Annotated in this window: 14 protein-coding genes; 10 read left to right on the forward strand and 4 right to left on the reverse strand. The window is 36.8% G+C overall.

Going from position 1 to position 16,644, the window contains the following annotated elements; genetic code table 11:
- Positions 1-9 precede the first annotated feature (9 nt).
- Positions 10-2,010, forward strand: a complete 2,001-nt coding sequence (locus I600_RS08640; RefSeq protein WP_058104034.1) for a urocanate hydratase — start codon at positions 10-12, stop codon at positions 2,008-2,010.
- A 6-nt stretch (positions 2,011-2,016) separates the two neighbouring features.
- Entirely contained in the window at positions 2,017-2,973 is a 957-nt protein-coding gene (gene hutG, locus I600_RS08645; RefSeq protein WP_058104035.1) for a formimidoylglutamase, read from the forward strand.
- 185 nt (positions 2,974-3,158) lie between these two features.
- On the opposite strand, the gene I600_RS08650 is transcribed toward hutG, so the two are convergent.
- Both I600_RS08650 and I600_RS08655 read right to left on the reverse strand, forming a co-directional pair.
- Positions 3,159-3,512 (reverse strand): hypothetical protein, encoded by a 354-nt coding sequence (locus I600_RS08650; RefSeq protein WP_058104036.1) that lies wholly within the window; start codon positions 3,510-3,512, stop codon positions 3,159-3,161.
- Positions 3,513-3,617: 105 nt separating this feature from the next.
- Entirely contained in the window at positions 3,618-4,076 is a 459-nt protein-coding gene (locus tag I600_RS08655) for a COG2426 family protein (RefSeq protein WP_058104328.1), read from the reverse strand.
- Positions 4,077-4,304: 228 nt separating this feature from the next.
- On the opposite strand from I600_RS08655, the gene I600_RS08660 reads away from it, so the two are divergent.
- Positions 4,305-5,696, forward strand: coding sequence for a Gfo/Idh/MocA family protein (locus I600_RS08660; protein WP_058104037.1), 1,392 nt, complete (start codon positions 4,305-4,307; stop codon positions 5,694-5,696).
- Here I600_RS08660 and I600_RS08665 read toward each other — a convergent pair whose 3' ends face one another.
- Positions 5,697-6,170 (reverse strand): Lrp/AsnC family transcriptional regulator, encoded by a 474-nt coding sequence (locus I600_RS08665; protein ID WP_058104038.1) that lies wholly within the window; start codon positions 6,168-6,170, stop codon positions 5,697-5,699.
- 480 nt (positions 6,171-6,650) lie between these two features.
- Between I600_RS08665 and I600_RS08670 the strand changes: the two genes are divergently transcribed.
- Together I600_RS08670 and I600_RS08675 are read left to right on the forward strand one after the other, a co-directional pair.
- Positions 6,651-7,841, forward strand: coding sequence for a pyridoxal phosphate-dependent aminotransferase (locus tag I600_RS08670; RefSeq protein ID WP_058104039.1), 1,191 nt, complete (start codon positions 6,651-6,653; stop codon positions 7,839-7,841).
- A gap of 123 nt (positions 7,842-7,964) precedes the next feature.
- The gene (locus I600_RS08675; RefSeq protein ID WP_209439179.1) at positions 7,965-9,158 is read left to right on the forward strand and encodes an AEC family transporter; all 1,194 of its coding nucleotides are present in this window, start codon (positions 7,965-7,967) and stop codon (positions 9,156-9,158) included.
- Between the two features lie 3 nt (positions 9,159-9,161).
- Here I600_RS08675 and I600_RS08680 read toward each other — a convergent pair whose 3' ends face one another.
- A complete protein-coding gene (locus I600_RS08680) occupies positions 9,162-10,514 on the reverse strand; it encodes a Gfo/Idh/MocA family protein (RefSeq protein WP_058104040.1) in 1,353 nt (450 codons plus the stop codon).
- A 142-nt stretch (positions 10,515-10,656) separates the two neighbouring features.
- Here I600_RS08680 and I600_RS08685 point away from each other — a divergent pair, with 142 nt between their 5' ends.
- From I600_RS08685 to I600_RS08705, 5 genes are all read left to right on the forward strand, one after another.
- Positions 10,657-11,535, forward strand: a complete 879-nt coding sequence (locus tag I600_RS08685; RefSeq protein WP_058104041.1) for a nucleotidyltransferase family protein — start codon at positions 10,657-10,659, stop codon at positions 11,533-11,535.
- 263 nt (positions 11,536-11,798) lie between these two features.
- A complete protein-coding gene (locus tag I600_RS08690) occupies positions 11,799-12,164 on the forward strand; it encodes a DUF7009 family protein (protein WP_058104042.1) in 366 nt (121 codons plus the stop codon).
- Positions 12,165-12,246: 82 nt separating this feature from the next.
- A complete protein-coding gene (locus I600_RS08695; protein ID WP_058104043.1) occupies positions 12,247-14,544 on the forward strand; it encodes an FdhF/YdeP family oxidoreductase in 2,298 nt (765 codons plus the stop codon).
- Between the two features lie 239 nt (positions 14,545-14,783).
- The gene (locus I600_RS08700) at positions 14,784-15,647 is read left to right on the forward strand and encodes a UDP-2,3-diacylglucosamine diphosphatase (protein WP_058104044.1); all 864 of its coding nucleotides are present in this window, start codon (positions 14,784-14,786) and stop codon (positions 15,645-15,647) included.
- Positions 15,644-16,642, forward strand: coding sequence for a glycosyltransferase family protein (locus I600_RS08705; RefSeq protein WP_058104045.1), 999 nt, complete (start codon positions 15,644-15,646; stop codon positions 16,640-16,642). The genes I600_RS08700 and I600_RS08705 overlap by 4 nt, the downstream gene beginning before the upstream one ends.
- Positions 16,643-16,644 lie beyond the last annotated feature (2 nt).

Here is a 16,644-nt window from a genome sequence, read left to right on the forward strand (position 1 = left end):
AAATTAAAAATGGATTTTAAAGAACAGATTCAAATAGGAATACCTACAGAATTACCTCCAAGAAAGGAGCGTTCTTCAACGGTAAGCCATGCTCCTAACCGAAAGCAAATACTCTCAAAAGAAGAGAAAAAATTGGCGATCAGAAATGCGCTACGCTATTTTCCGGCAGACTGGCATGCCGTTCTCGCACCTGAATTTGCAGAAGAATTGCAAAAATATGGTAGAATATACATGTATCGTTTTCAGCCAGATTATGATATGCATGCAAGAGCTATTTCAGCATATCCGGCACGGATTAGTCATGCTGCAGCGATCATGTTAATGATCCAGAATAATTTAGATCCAGCGGTAGCCCAGCATCCACAAGAACTCATTACCTATGGTGGCAATGGTGCCGTTTTTCAGAATTGGGCACAATACCTGTTGACCATGCAGTACTTATCTGAAATGACCAATGAGCAAACCTTGCATATCTATTCTGGTCATCCTATGGGTTTGTTTCCTTCATCAGCAGATGCCCCAAGAGTTGTCGTTACCAACGGAATGATGATTCCCAATTACTCTAAACAAGACGATTGGGAAAAATACAATGCGCTTGGTGTAACCCAATATGGTCAAATGACCGCGGGTTCATATATGTACATTGGTCCGCAAGGCATAGTGCACGGCACCGCAATTACCGTAATGAATGCATTTAGAAAAGTACTGAAGGTGGATGAAAATACCAACGGAAAAATATTCTTAACTGCAGGTTTAGGCGGAATGAGCGGCGCACAACCAAAAGCCGGCAACATTGCCGGATGCATCACCATTTGTGCAGAAGTGAATGCACTTGCAGCAAAGAAAAGACACGAACAAGGCTGGGTAGACGAATTAATAGACAACCTTGATGATTTAGTAGAAAGAACCAAAGAAGCCAAGAATAAACAAGAAATAGTATCATTGGCTTTTATTGGCAATGTTGTAGACGTATGGGAACGTTTTTTTGCAGAAGAATTATTCATTCACCTAGGATCTGACCAAACCTCTTTACATAACCCATGGGCAGGAGGGTACTACCCAGTTGGGTTAACTTTTGAGGCGTCTAACGAAATGATGAATAAGCAACCTGAGGTATTTAAAACGAAAGTGCAAGATTCGCTACGTAGACATGCCAATGCTATAAACCTACACACCAAAAAAGGCACTTACTTTTTTGATTATGGAAATGCCTTTTTACTCGAAGCCTCAAGAGCAGGTGCAGAAGTAATGGCAGAGAACAATATAGATTTTAAGTATCCGTCATACGTACAGGATATATTAGGACCCATGTGTTTTGATTATGGTTTTGGACCGTTCAGATGGGTTTGCTCCTCTGGTACATTGGAAGACTTAAGAAAAACAGATACCATTGCCTTACAAGTGCTAAAAGAGATTAAAAAAGACGCTCCATCAGAAATACAACAACAATTAGAAGATAATATTAAATGGATTTCTGAAGCAGAGCAAAACCGGTTAGTGGTAGGTTCCAAAGCTCGAATTTTATATGCCGATGCCGAAGGAAGGGCAAAAATAGCCTTGGCTTTTAACGAAGCAATTGAAAATGGAGAATTAAGTGCTCCGGTAATTTTAGGACGCGACCATCATGATGTAAGCGGCACCGATTCTCCATACCGAGAAACTAGTAATATTTACGACGGCAGTAAATTCACAGCAGATATGGCCATACACAATGTCATTGGCGATAGCTTTAGAGGTGCAACCTGGGTATCTATACACAACGGTGGTGGCGTAGGCTGGGGCGAAGTCACCAACGGCGGATTCGGTATGGTACTAGATGGCTCTACAGATGCAGAGCGCAAATTGAAAAACATGTTGTTTTATGATGTCAACAATGGTATTGCAAGACGAAGCTGGGCAAGAAACAAAGAAGCAATGTTTGCATTACAACGAGAAATGGAAAGAACGAAATTATTTAAAGTAACATTCCCTACCTTAGTAAAAGACCAACTTATTGATAAATTATTCTAACAATATATGTCACATTATACTATAGCAAATAAAGAAAATTGGTTTGGTCGAGTATCTGGTGAAGAACTCTATTTACATGAGAAAATTAGATTCTCAAGTATAAAAGATCCTATCATTACACCAGAGCACAAAACCATTGCCATACTAGGTTATAGTAGTGATGAAGGTGTTAAACGTAATTTAGGAAGAATTGGTGCTGCATTTGGACCCAACGCTATTCGGAAACAGTTGGGTAAAATGACCAATCATTTAAAAGAAAACTCACAATTATTAGATTTTGGAAATTTAGAATGTGAAGAGGATGACCTTGAGGCTTTACAAGAAGATTTATCCAATACGATCACCTCTTTACTTGATAAAGGTGCTAAACCAATAGTACTTGGTGGCAGCCATGATCTTGCCTATGGCCATTACAACGGACTAGAAAAATATCTAAAGCCAGATAAGAAATTAGGTATTATCAATTTTGATGCACATTTTGATTTGAGAGCCAACACTGACGGTAACAATTCTGGCACTCCATTCTATCAAATTGCGATAGAGCAAGAGGCTAAGAACGAATCTATAAAATATATGGCCTTAGGTATTCGAAAAGATGCAAATACCAGAGTCCTTTTTGATTTTGCAGAATCGCGCAATGTCAACTATCTACTTCAAGAGCATTTTAACATTAATTATTTAGAACATGTTCAACTAAGGCTTATTCAGTTCATGGAGGATGTAGATTATATCTATACTACCATTGATCTTGATGGATTCTCTTCTGCCTATGCACCAGGTGTAAGCGCGGCATCACCTATGGGCTTTTCTCCAGACATTGTGCTAGAAAGCTTAAAGTTGATTATTGAATCTGGCAAACTATTGGGATTGGATGTTGTAGAGCTAAACCCCAATTACGATATAGACGACCAAACTGCAAAACTTGCTGCGTCTTTAGTACACTATGTTATTCATAAAATTTAGGATAAAAACAAAAAAAGCCTCCCTTAATGGAAAGCCTTTCATTGGGTTCTATCGGTTAAATCCGATAAACACAATTGCCTCAAATATTCTTTGAGACACAACACAACGCCGTAAAGGTAATAAAGCTTTTTAAATAAAAATAACGGTCTGTACAATTCTTGTAAAAACTAAGATCTATACACCTATTATTGATCTTCATCACCCTTAAAAAGCTTATAAATATATTGCTTCTCTTTCAAGGTAAATTGTTTGTTCTCAAACCAGTCATGCACCTTGATCTTTTCATTTTCTATCTGGGCATTTCTAATGGCTTTTAAAGACACAATGTGCCAATGAGTACCCTTGTTACGAGAAACGGAATACCCAACATCTTCCATAATATAAGACTGTTTAGGTCTATTTATTAATCGGACTCCGTTTTTTAGAACGGCTAATGTTTCTGTTAATCGTACAACTTCAGAAAAAGAATATCTGGCAAAATCGTTGAAACCATTCTGTTCTACATTATATAATTTATCTCCAATTTTAAGGGTATCCATAACTTAAAAAAGGTGCAAATTTAAAATACCTGTTAGGGTAATGGAATAATTAACGAGTATAGTTATCCACAAAATAAATGAATAAAAAACATAACCAAGTAAATGTTACGCCATACCCTTCATGGTCAACAGGGTAGTTGCCCAAACGATAACCGAAGATAAAAAGATGCCTATGGTATTCGCTAAAAAAGCTTTCTTTCTTTCAATTTTAAATAAGTAACTAGCAATGCTGCCTGCATAAACACCTGTACCCGGTACTGGTAGCATTACAAAGAATATAAGTCCGTAAAACCCATACTTTTTAATTTTATCACCAGATCCCGTTTTTGCCCGTCTTGCCACAAACAACGCATTCTTTTTATAGAAATGCCATCTTAATAAATATCGATTAACGGTATTTAAAAAAAACATCATGATAGGAAATACCAGAACATTCGCTAAAAAACAAACTGCCAATACCACGTAAATATTTACTCCATGAAGTAGACCATAGGGTATACCAACTTTAGCCTCTCCTAAAGGGGAGATACTCCAAAGTGCTGCTATAAGTATATCTTTCAACAAAACGTTCTTTTTAAGCGAATGCAAAATTACGTTGTTCTTGAAAAATTGTTTGCCATTTATATCATAAATGTTATCAATTACCAATTTATATAGATAAACTACTTAAGTTGAAAAATTGTTAGCGCTTAAAATCATGTATTCTCAAATTATCCAATCATGATAACCTAGCAACATCATTTATTTGGTATTTTTAATAGCTAACAACAACTAATATCAACACAAAACAACATGGATCAAAAGAATTCCAGAAGATCATTTTTAAGACAAGCATCTTTAACCACTGCTGCACTTGGCACCGCCCCCTATTTATTATCCGCATCAACAAATAAAGTACAACTACTACATAGAGAATATTCGTTTGATCAGTATGGTAGTAACGACCATATAAATATTGCACTAATTGGCACAGGAATTCAAGGCATATATGATACACAAGCCGCCTTAATGGTAGATGGTGTAAAAATTGTAGCTGCTTGTGACCTATATACGGGCAGACTTGATCGCGCCAAAGAATTATGGGGCAATGATATTTTTGTAACAAGAGATTATCGAGAAATATTAAGTAGAAAAGATATTGATGTCGTGTTGATTGCCACACCAGACCATTGGCACCAAACCATTACAGTAGCAGCATTGAAAGCTGGAAAACATGTGTATTGTGAAAAACCAATGGTTCAAAATTTCAACCAAGGCCAAGAAATTATAAAGGCGCAAAAAGATTCAGGTAAAATCTGTCAAATAGGTAGCCAAGGCATGGCTTCCCTTGGTAATGAAAAGGCAAAAGAACTATATGAAGATGGTGCCATTGGTGATATTGTAATGCTAGATATGTACAATGATAGATATTCAGCCGAAGGTGCTTGGCAATATCCCATACCAACGGATGCCAATAACAACACCGTAGATTTTGACACTTTTTTAGGAAACGCACCAAAGGTACCTTTTGACAATAACCGCTTTTTTAGATGGAGAAATTATCAAGATTATGGGACCGGAGTAGCCGGTGATTTATTTGTTCATGCCTTCTCTACCTTAAATTATGTAATTAGCTCAGATGGTCCTAACAGAGCCATGGCTACAGGCGGGCTACGCTATTGGAAAGACGGCAGAGATGTTCCAGATGTTTCCATTACATTATATGACTACCCAAAAACAGAAACACATTCGCCTTTTAATGCGGCATTTCGCATCAATTTTATTGCTGGCAGTGGAGGCGGTGGCGGTTTTAAATTAATTGGCACTGAAGGAGAAATGGAAATTGGTCAAAATTCGGTAACCGTTAACCGTTCTAACCTAGGCTTAGAACCCAGTGGTTATTCAATGATTTCATTTACTGAAGGCATGCAAGCGGAAATAAGAAAGGAATATGCCGCTAAAAAATTAAATACTAGAGCAAGTAAATTGGCTACGGGATCAACAACTTGGCAAGCACCACGTGATTATAAAGGAGCGCATTATGACCATTTTTATAATTTTTTTACCAGCATAAGAGAAAATGGAAAAGTAATACAAGACCCAAAATTTGGACTTAGGGCAGCAGGAGCAGCTTTGTTGGCAAATGAAAGTTATACTAGAAAACAACCGGTAAATTGGGATCCTACTAAAATGAAATTGATCTAGTTAATTTTCTTCTGTTTCAACAAATTGGATATGGCGTTCCAAGTTTTCTTCAATTGAAATAAAAGATTCTATACCACGTATTCCAGAAATACTCAGAATTTCGTCTTGATATACCTGCTTATAATGAAAGCTATCCCTTGCATGCATTTTTATAAAGACGTCATACTTTCCGGTTACGTGGTGTATTTTGACCACCTCTTCAATTTCGTTCAATCTTTCCATTACCTTTTTAAATAAACTGATCTCACTTAAAAAGATTCCCAAAAATATGGTCATCTTCCACCCCATTTTTGCATAATCAAGACTTAAGGTTGCCCCGGTAATAAGACCCATTTCTCTCATTTTACGCATTCGCATGTGCACCGTACCTGGAGAAACAATTAATTTTTTGGCAACATCTGTATACGGGGTCTGGGCATTTTCTGCCAAAATATTTAAAATACTGAAATCTACATGATCAAGTTTATTCCTCATTTTTCATAATCATTTGAAATATTCATTGAATTATTACAAGATTTTAATCCATTTTAACAAATTTAATTTATAATTAGTTAAATTTTAGTAATTATATGACAATAAAAAGGCTTAAAAATGAGGTTTTCTTTATAATTCTCTAATCAAATTGACAAATGCATAAAAAGAGGGTTTTAGAATAATTATGCCGTATCCGTAAATTTTCAACAGTGAACAAATCACTTCTTACATTATCGGTATAATTTTAAATAAAATCTAACTATTATTCAATAAAACAAGCGATACAACCTTTATTTACAAGCCGTTGTAAGCATAGGCTATTTCCATAATCCTTGAACATTCAATAATATTGTTTAGCACTAAACATGAACATTTACCATAGTAGCGAACATGTTTATATCGATAAATAAAATCGATGTTTGGTTACTTTATTTATAAGGAACAAACAACCCATTACCAACATTTCAAACTTGAACAAAGATGAAAACAACAGTAAACAGAAGAGATTGGCTTAAAAAAGGAGTTCTTTCAGCTGCTGGAGTTATGGCAGCACCTTATTTGACCTACGGGGCTTTTCCGTCACAACCTATTGCGTTAGATGCTAACGGGAATATTCCCTACACTCCTTTTTTTAAGGAGTATTTACCACAAGCACCAATGCAACCTTTAGCCTTGGCGGCTAAGCTAAATGCAAATGAAAACCCTTATGGACCATCACCAATGGCTGTTTCTGCCATGCAGGAGTACGCACCAAAAGGAAATCGTTATGCATGGAAAGAACTATATCAGTTAATGGATAAGATTGCAATTGAAGAAGGTGTTAAGCAAGAGAATATAATGATGGGACCTGGCTCATCTGATCTTTTGGAAAAAACCGCCATGGTATTCTTTCAAAATGGAGGAAATATCGTTTCTGCGGACCCGGCGTATATGTCACTTATTAAAGTTGCAGAAGCAACGGGTGCCACTTGGAAACCAGTTCCACTTAAAAAAGATTGGTCACATGATTTGGCTGCAATGGAAGCAGCTGTAGATGATGACACCAAGTTGGTATATATCTGCAATCCTAATAACCCAACTGGTAGTATGACAGACCATGATGAACTTATTGATTTTTGCTCTCGTGTTTCTGAAAAGACCCCCATTTTCGTTGATGAAGCCTATTTAGGATTCTTGGATGACGCCACCAAAAAAAGTATGGTATCATTGATCAATGAAGGTAAAGACGTAATCATAGCCCGTACATTTTCAAAAATACAAGGTATGGCAGGTTTGCGTGTTGGTTATATTGTAGCACAACCAGAAACGCTAGGAATTATTCAAAAAATTACACGTGGCGGCATGGGAATCTCCTTACCATCTGTTTACGCTGCTATGGCAAGTATGGATGATGTTGCCTTTAAAGATAAATCCAGAAAACTAAATAAAGAATGTAGAGACTATGTATATGAAAATCTTGACAGATTGGGGTTTGAATATGTGCCTTCTTCTACCAGCTTTATTATTTTCCCCATACAAATGGACGGTAAACCCTTCTTAGAGAAGATGACCGCCGAAGGTGTTGGTGTAAGAGCTTTTGAAATCTATGGTAAAAATTGGTGCCGAGTAAGTATGGGCACTATGGATGAAATGAAGTTGTTTACAACTGCACTTGAAAAAGTGCTCGTTTAAGTTTGAATTAGTCCGGGAGTTGGGCATATAAAGCATTGCCTTGACACAAAGCCAAAGTTCAACTCCTTTGGGCTATTTCTAATTTGCTTTACAACATCAAATCCCAATGAAATTTTCAACAGCATGAATTTTGCACTACAAAAAACCCTAGAATTAATACTGATTATAGGACTTGGACTACTACTTCAAAAGAAAGTGGCAAAGCAAGATTTAAAAGGGATAAAAGTTCTGATTTTAAGCGTTGCACTACCTGCAACTATTTTTGTTGCACTATTAAAAATAGAACTTAAGGGAACCTTATTGGTGTTTCCCCTAGTTGCATTAATTTTTAATCTTATAATGTTGGCAGCAACAAAATACTTCTTAGCTGCATCATTACACAATGAAGAACAGAGCAAAAAGCGAACATTGATGATGTTGTTACCCTCAACAGCACCTGGTCTATCATGCTTTCCATTCATTGTAGCTTACCTAGGTGACGACACCTTAGCCTTAGCAGCACTTGCAGATATTGGAAACAAGATATTTGTGCTTATCTTACTATACATGCTAGCCATGCACTGGTATCGTAAGAACTCCGTAATCAAGAAACAGGAATCTTCTAAAAGTAAGCTTAAAGGACTATTTATTTCATTGATCAATGAACCTATTAACTTGGTTATCGTCATAGGTTTGATCATGCTAGGTTTAGGACTTGATCTTTCATCACTACCAACCTTTTTTCAAAATACCGCATTGAGCATTAAAGATTTAATGACTCCGTTAGTACTCTTGTTCATAGGTATGGCGGTAAGAATTAATAAAGGAGAGTTTAAATTGATACTTTCTATGCTCTTACGCAGAATGGGCCTGGCATTTTTAATAAGCGGTGTTTTTGCCTATACAATACCTGCATTAACGCCTGCTATGATTCTACTTTTAGTAGTCTTTCCGCAAAGTGCCTGTAGCTTTTGGCCTTTTGCCCACATGAGTGCCATACAATCTATGGAAGAAAAAGACGAACAGCCAAAACCTACATTCGATGTTAATTTTGGGTTGAACATTTTGGCTTGTTCCCTACCCTTTTCAACACTATTAATAATTGGCATATTCTCATTTAGCGAATACTTCATTAACCCGCTTACACTTCTTGGTCTAGGCGCAATAATTTTAGGGATCACATTTGCCCCCGATATTTTTAAATCTACCAGTTTTATGCTCGACAGAGAGCGTAAGAAGATGCCAAAATCAGTTAAACCAAAATCTAAGCTGACCATCGCAAAAAACGATTTTAAACATAAGACCGAGAAAACAATGAATGAAGCTAAGGCCAGCTAAACTTTAGTATGTTTCTTTCATCCATTCATAAGGCTTTCTTTTGATCCAAAGTCCCCTAGTAAAATCAGGAAAATCCTGGGGTTCGCCATTATTGGCAATAGAAGCCTCTGATAATGGTGTAACAGCACTCCAAGCAGCTGCATCGTAAGCGTCTAAAGGTGGCGCTATGTTTTGTTTTGCAGATTCAACAAATGAGTTGAGCACAAAGAAATCCATACCGCCATGACCTGCATTTAAGGCATACGCTCCATACTTTTTCCAAAGTGGATGATCATATTGTTCTAACCAAGGTTTTGCATCATCCCATTGATGTGGTTCAGACTTTCCTTCCACATAAATACGACTTCCGTCAACCTCCCAGAGTCCGTTTGCACCTTGCACGCGAAAACCTAATGAATAAGGCCTAGGCAAATTACAGTCGTGTGTAATGATTATTGTTTCGCCATTTGCGGTATTAATGGTTGAGGTAATGACATCACCCTGCTTAAATTTAATTTTTGCATTTGGGTGTTCTGTCCCCCCCTGGCCAACAATATAATTGTGCAAGCCAATACCTTTTGTTGCATGTGAAGTCATAGATACAAATCTATTGCCCCTATTGACATCTGCCATTATAGCAACCGGCCCTAAACCATGTGTTGGGTATACATCGGCATTTCTCTTTACAGAATGCTCCGTACGCCATTTAGATTCAGAAATACCCTTTTCACCAAATTCAACACCTTTACCATAAGCTGTTTTGCCATCATTGAACTTTACATGACGTAAATCATGCTGATATCCGCATCTATAATGTACCATTTCGCCAAATACATTTTGCTTTACCATATTCAGAACGGCCAATACATCTCGCCTATAATTTACGTTCTCAAGGATCATCATATGGGTACCGGTACGCTCATGCGTATTCACAAGATCCCAACATTCTTCTAAGGTATTGGACGCAGAAACTTCAACACCTGCATACTTTCCCGCTTCCATGGCATCTACCGTCATTCGGGTATGCCATAACCAAGGTGTAGCTATGATTACGGCATCAACCTCTTGCAGAGCTAATAGGTTTTTATAATCATGTTCATTAGCCCCAAATACATTAGGACTCTTACCTTTTGCATCTGCAATATGTTTTTTGGCAATTGCTATCCTATTTTCGTCTATATCACAAATTGCGGTAACATTAACGTCTTTTCTAAGTAATAAGTTTTGCAAATGATTAGTTCCCCTTAAACCTACACCTATTAAACCTACATTTAGTTTATCCGTTACACTAAATTTTTTATGTGCAAAACCAGGTACTGTAACAATACCCATACTTGCTATTGATGTGTTTCTAATAAATTTTCTTCTCGTTGTCATTGTTGGTGGTAATTAAGAACACTGAATTTAAAAAAAGATACTGACTCATATTAACTAATCATCAATTTTAAAAGGGATACATCTAAAATTAGCCACAATTTCTATTAGCATTTCATATTTTTGACATTTAAACACAAAAATCATGACATTACTTTTAATGGCTGCCGGTAGTGGTAGTAGATATGGAAAACTAAAACAATTTGATGATTTAGGTCCTAATGGTGAATTCTTAATGGAGTTTGCTATATATGATGCTATTCAGAATAACTTTGAACAAATAGTAGTTATTACCAAAAAAGAAAATGTTTCTTTTTTGGAAGAACATCTTTCAAAAAGAATTCCTAGCAATATTCAATTGAACGTTCTTGCTCAAGAACTTACAGATTTACCTAACGGAGTTACTTTTACAGGTGAACGTAAAAAACCTTGGGGTACCGCTCATGCAGTTTGGACGGCAAGAAATGTGATCAACGGGCCGTTTGTAGTGATTAATGCAGATGATTTTTATGGTCAGTCTGCCTATAAAAAAGCTGCGGATTTCATGAAATCGGATGATAGTGCCTATGCACTTTTAGGCTATACCCTTAAAGACACTTTATCTGAGCATGGTTCTGTATCTAGAGGTGTTTGCGAAGTAAATGGCGATAATCTTGTATCTGTACAAGAGCGATTAAAACTGGTACAACAGGGAGATAAGATTATTGATGAGGATACCAATTTAGAATTTACAGGTGATGAACAGGCCAGTATGAACTTTTGGGTTTGTAGACCATCTATCTTTGATAAAATTGAATCTGAATTTAGAATTTTCTTAAAAGATGATGACCGTATCGCTAACAGCGAACTATACATTCCTTTAATGATACAAGAAATGTTACAGGCCAACGAAATTGAGGTTAAATGTATACCTTCTGGTGGAGATTGGTTTGGTGTAACATATGCCAGTGATAAGGAAAAAGCAATGAACAGTTTAAAGGAAAAATCCGATTCAGGAAAGTACCCTGCACCTATTTGGAAATAACCCTTTTCAACATATACCAGAACCCATTAGATTTTAATTTAGTGGGTTTTTTTATGCTCTAAATCGACTTTAACTAAAAAGAGTCCGATCTTATCAGACCGGACTCTTTTACGAGAACACTATATGAAAATGAAAAAATTTTATTCGTTTTTAATTACATTGTAAATATATAGGTAAGGTTAATTATTAGAAACAAATTGATGTCAACCCCCTATATTTTGTTGTCAGATGGGCTATTTTTGTTGTGAACTGAATCTATAGCTATGAAAATTAGAATAAAAGGCGATTCTGTACGGTTTAGATTAACCCAATCTGAAGTGAAAACATTATCGGAAAGTGGAGAAATTTACGACAGTACAAATTTTGGAACTACAAAATTTAACTATGGTGTAGTATTAAAGAGCGATATTGAGCAATTACATATCAATTTTGAAAACAGTAGTATTATGCTTTCTATGCCAGAGGCTAATGGCAGATCTTGGTTTTCCAATGATATCATAACTTTTGACCATACCTTGAAAACTACCGCTGGCAACAACCTGTACTTGCTATTGGAAAAAGATTTCACCTGTTTGGACAATACTATAGAAGACCAATCTGACAATTACCCCAATCCTAAGTTGAGTTAAAATATCCTATTTTAATCATTTGGACTACAGTTTTAATAGAAATGATTATAAACGTTACTATTACATTTCTTAAGTTTATTGCATGAATGCAAAAAACGAACGTAACGTCTCTTTTAGAGGGTCTGAAGAATTTCTGGATATTGAAGTAAAAGAACCTGTAACACATGCTGCAGGTTATTTAGGCGTACGTGAAGCCCTAAAGCATACATTCAAAGAAATGGGCGTATTACGATCAATGCGCACCTTGCTGAGCATGAACCAAAAAGACGGTTTTGATTGCCCAAGTTGTGCTTGGCCCGATCCCGAACACCCATCACCAGTAGCTGAGTACTGCGAAAATGGAGCCAAGGCCTTAGGTGATGAAGCTACTACCCAACATATTGGTGCAGATTTTTTCAAAAATAATTCGGTAGAAGAACTTTCTCAACTTACCGATTATGAACTCAACAAATTTGGGCGCTTAATTGAACCTATGGTATTAAGACCCGGCAACGTTCATTATGAGCCAATTTCTTGGCAGGCCGCATTTGATCTGATCGCAGCTGAATTAAAAAAGTTGGACAATCCGGACGAGGCTATCTTTTACACTTCTGGTAGATCAAGTAATGAAGCTGCCTTTTTATACGGTATGTTTGCGCGTGCATTAGGCACCAACAACCTTCCGGATTGTTCTAACATGTGTCATGAGAGCAGCGGTGTTGCCTTGGGAGAAACATTGGGCATAGGCAAGGGATCAACCACTTTAGAGGATTTATACGAAGCAGAGGTCATATTGATAGCTGGGCAGAACCCAGGTACCAATCACCCTAGAATGTTATCCGCATTAGAAAAATGCAAGCAGAACGGTGGGAAGGTCATTAGTATAAATCCGTTAGAAGAATCAGGATTAGTGAATTTTAAAAATCCGCAACATCTAGGCGGATGGATCGGCGGTGGTGAGGACATGGCAGATATTCATTTGGCGGTCAACATTAACCAAGATATACCCCTGGTAAAATTAATTTTAAAGAAATTAGTTGCATTAGAAGAAAAAGGAAATACAGTTTTTGACCATGCATTCATTGAAAAATATACAGATGGTTATGAGTCTTTGATCTCTGATTTAAAAAACTACAATGCAGAAGACCTATTAGCCCAAACTGGCGTATCCGAAGAAAAAATAAATGACACGGTTGCACTATTGGCGAATAAATCTAAAATTATAGTGTGCTGGGCCATGGGTCTTACCCAACATAAGAATGGCGTAGAAAATATTAGAGAGTTCATAAATCTTCTATTGTTGAAAGGTGCTATTGGAAAACCAAATGCAGGTACATGTCCGGTTCGTGGCCACAGTAATGTTCAAGGAGATCGCAGCGTTGGTATTCAGCATTTTGTAGATAGTGCCATGAACGCACGTATTAAAGAACATTTAGGGTTTACCCCACCTGAGCATGAAGGTGTAGATGTTGTAGGCTCCTTAAAAGCGATGTATGAAGGTAATGCCAAAGTATTTATGTGCTTGGGCGGTAACTTTTTAATGGCGGCATCTGATACAGAATATACCGCAAAGGGAATTCAAAATTGCGATTTAACGGTACAGATCAGTACCAAATTAAACCGTACACATTTAATCACCGGAAAAACCGCTTTGATCTTACCGACTATTGGAAGGTCTGAAAAAGATTTGAAAAATGGCAAGCCACGTCATTTTACGGTTGAAAATAGTATGGGAAGGGTAAAACAATCAAGAGGGATTTTAAAACCAGCTTCAGAGGCCATCATGAGCGAACCAGAGATTATTGCCAATTTAGGGCATACCTTGTTCGGCGAAGAACACCCTATGAACTGGAAATCTTTAGGTGAAGATTATGAATTGATCAGAAAGCGAATTGACCAAGTTGCAAAGGGGTTCAATGATACCGAAGAACGTTCAAAAGGCGCAGGCTATTACTTACCTAATAATGTACGTGAATTGGATTTTAGCATGTTGCCTAACGGTAAAGCACAATTTACAATTAACAAACTACCTGAACACACCTTGGCAAAAGATGAATACATGTTGATGACCATACGTTCTCACGATCAGTTCAACACCACTATTTACGGATTAGATGACCGTTACAGAGGTGTTTACAATGCAAGAAGAGTGGTTTTTATGAATATAGACGATATGAAGGCCATTGGTGTAAACAAACTGGACATTGTTGATATTACCAGTACTTATGACGGTATTGTAAGAACAGCCCATAATTTTAAGATCGTTCCATATAATATTCCTTCTGGAAATCTGGCTTCCTATTTTCCGGAGACCAATGTTTTAGTACCCTACAATCATTTTGCTGATAAAAGCAAAACACCAATAAGCAAGTCTGTAAAGGTTAGACTAGTAAAGAAATAGTTAATAAATACATTTCTGAAATTCAATTACTTAACAATCTCGTAACCGAATAATAAGTTAACAGTAACCTTTCTATAATCATAAATTTTGAAACTTTACGGTCATAAGTTTCAGCATATGAAATCTACTGATTTGGCCGCCTTATGTATTGCCATTCTTGCATTTAATGTCAAGTTTGAGGTGGTTCTATCTCTTTCTAATTTTCTAAAATTCCCAAGAAAGGAATCCCTCATTCACTTATGAAAAAAAGACCGGTTGATATTGTGGTCATTTCCGATGTTCATTTAGGAACATATGGCTGCCACGCCAAAGAGCTTTTAAAATATTTAAAGTCCATTAAGCCAAAAGAGGTAATCCTCAATGGCGATATTGTAGATATTTGGCAATTTAGCAAACGCTATTGGCCCAAGTCTCATATGAAAGTCATTAAACTTTTATTGGAGTGGGTAGCCAAAGGAATTCCGGTACATTATATAACCGGTAACCACGATGAACTTTTGCGGAAATTTTCGGGCAACAGTATGGGCTCATTAAATATTGTCAATAAAATGGTGATTCCGCTTGAAGATAAAAAAGCTTGGATTTTTCATGGTGACGTGTTCGATGTTACCATGCAGCATTCAAAATGGGTAGCCAAACTTGGTGCAAAAGGATATGACTTTTTAATTCTATTAAATAGAGCCATTAATTTTATAAGCAAAAAAATGGGCAAGGGTCCAATTTCAATGTCCAAGAAAATTAAGAACGGTGTAAAGTCTGCCGTTAAGTTCATAAACGACTTTGAACAGATTGCCGCAGATATTGCCATAGAAAATGGTTATGACTATGTTATTTGCGGTCACATTCACCAACCGGAAATTCGCAATATAAAAACAGATAAAGGAGAAGTCGTCTATTTAAATTCTGGAGATTGGATAGAAAATTTAACCGCACTTGAGTATCATAATGGTCACTGGAAACTATACTCTTATCTTGAAGATCAATTAACCATTGACCATAAAGAGGATAGTAAGGAAGAAACCTATGTATTGGAAAAAGCTGAACTGTTTCAAAGCTTGCTTGAAGAGTTTAGAATAAGTGGAATGACGCAACAGAGTAAATGAGAATACTATACGCAATTCAAGGTACCGGCAACGGACACTTGAGCAGGGCTAGAGATGTAATACCTGCAATATTAAAACATAATGTTTCATTAGATCTTTTAGTGAGCGGCATTCAAGCAGATATAAAACTACCCTACCCCATTAAGTATCAGCTAAAAGGATTAAGCTTTATTTTCGGCAAAAAAGGAGGTGTAGATGTTTGGAAAACCTATTACAAGGCAAACTCTATGCGTTTGCAGAAAGAGATAAAAAGTATACCGGTTGAAGATTACGACCTCATCATTAATGATTTTGAACCGGTTACGGCGTGGGCGTGCAAGTTAAAAAATATACCTTGCTATAGTTTTAGCCACCAAGCGGCAGTACTCTCCAAATTAGCTCCGAAGCCTAAAAAAACGGACAGAATGGGCAAATGGATTCTTAATAATTATGCACCCACCAGCCATCAATTCGGACTTCATTTCAAACCTTATGAACCTAATATCTATACACCTATAATCAGAAACGATATACGATCGGCATCAATTTCCAAAGGCGAGCATTATACCGTATATCTACCATCTTACAGTGATGAGAAATTGTTGAAGTTTTTAAGTAAGATGAAAAGGGTAAAATGGGAAGTATTTTCAAAGCACAATACCTATGAATATTTTAAAAAGAACATTCATATAAAGCCAATAACCAATGAGGCATTTGTAAAAAGTATGGCAAGTAGTAGAGGTATACTATGCGGTGCAGGTTTTGAAACACCCGCAGAAAGCCTATACATGCAAAAAAAGCTAATGGTAGTGCCTATGAAAGGGCAATATGAGCAGCAATGTAATGCAGCTGCCTTGGCAGATATGGGTGTACCGGTAATAAAATCGCTTAAAACAAAACACTTACCCAAGTTGCAACATTGGTTAGATACCGAAACCATTGTGGCGGTAGACTACCCAGATATTACCGACCAAATTGTGAGCCAACTATTAGAGAAATCTCTAAAAACACATTAAAA

The organism is Maribacter dokdonensis DSW-8, from assembly GCF_001447995.1.
In the GTDB taxonomy this organism is placed as follows: domain Bacteria; phylum Bacteroidota; class Bacteroidia; order Flavobacteriales; family Flavobacteriaceae; genus Maribacter; species Maribacter dokdonensis.

What these genes read in the sequence shown, in the direction of transcription:
- I600_RS08640 (WP_058104034.1), top strand. Translation starts at nt 10, where the DNA reads ATGGATTTTAAAGAACAGATTCAAATAGGAATACCTACAGAATTACCT.
- hutG (WP_058104035.1), top strand. Translation starts at nt 2,017, where the DNA reads ATGTCACATTATACTATAGCAAATAAAGAAAATTGGTTTGGTCGAGTA.
- I600_RS08650 (WP_058104036.1), bottom strand. Translation starts at nt 3,512, where the DNA reads ATGGATACCCTTAAAATTGGAGATAAATTATATAATGTAGAACAGAAT.
- I600_RS08660 (WP_058104037.1), top strand. Translation starts at nt 4,305, where the DNA reads ATGGATCAAAAGAATTCCAGAAGATCATTTTTAAGACAAGCATCTTTA.
- I600_RS08665 (WP_058104038.1), bottom strand. Translation starts at nt 6,170, where the DNA reads ATGAGGAATAAACTTGATCATGTAGATTTCAGTATTTTAAATATTTTG.
- I600_RS08670 (WP_058104039.1), top strand. Translation starts at nt 6,651, where the DNA reads ATGAAAACAACAGTAAACAGAAGAGATTGGCTTAAAAAAGGAGTTCTT.
- I600_RS08675 (WP_209439179.1), top strand. Translation starts at nt 7,965, where the DNA reads ATGAATTTTGCACTACAAAAAACCCTAGAATTAATACTGATTATAGGA.
- I600_RS08680 (WP_058104040.1), bottom strand. Translation starts at nt 10,514, where the DNA reads ATGACAACGAGAAGAAAATTTATTAGAAACACATCAATAGCAAGTATG.
- I600_RS08685 (WP_058104041.1), top strand. Translation starts at nt 10,657, where the DNA reads ATGACATTACTTTTAATGGCTGCCGGTAGTGGTAGTAGATATGGAAAA.
- I600_RS08690 (WP_058104042.1), top strand. Translation starts at nt 11,799, where the DNA reads ATGAAAATTAGAATAAAAGGCGATTCTGTACGGTTTAGATTAACCCAA.
- I600_RS08695 (WP_058104043.1), top strand. Translation starts at nt 12,247, where the DNA reads ATGAATGCAAAAAACGAACGTAACGTCTCTTTTAGAGGGTCTGAAGAA.
- I600_RS08700 (WP_058104044.1), top strand. Translation starts at nt 14,784, where the DNA reads ATGAAAAAAAGACCGGTTGATATTGTGGTCATTTCCGATGTTCATTTA.
- I600_RS08705 (WP_058104045.1), top strand. Translation starts at nt 15,644, where the DNA reads ATGAGAATACTATACGCAATTCAAGGTACCGGCAACGGACACTTGAGC.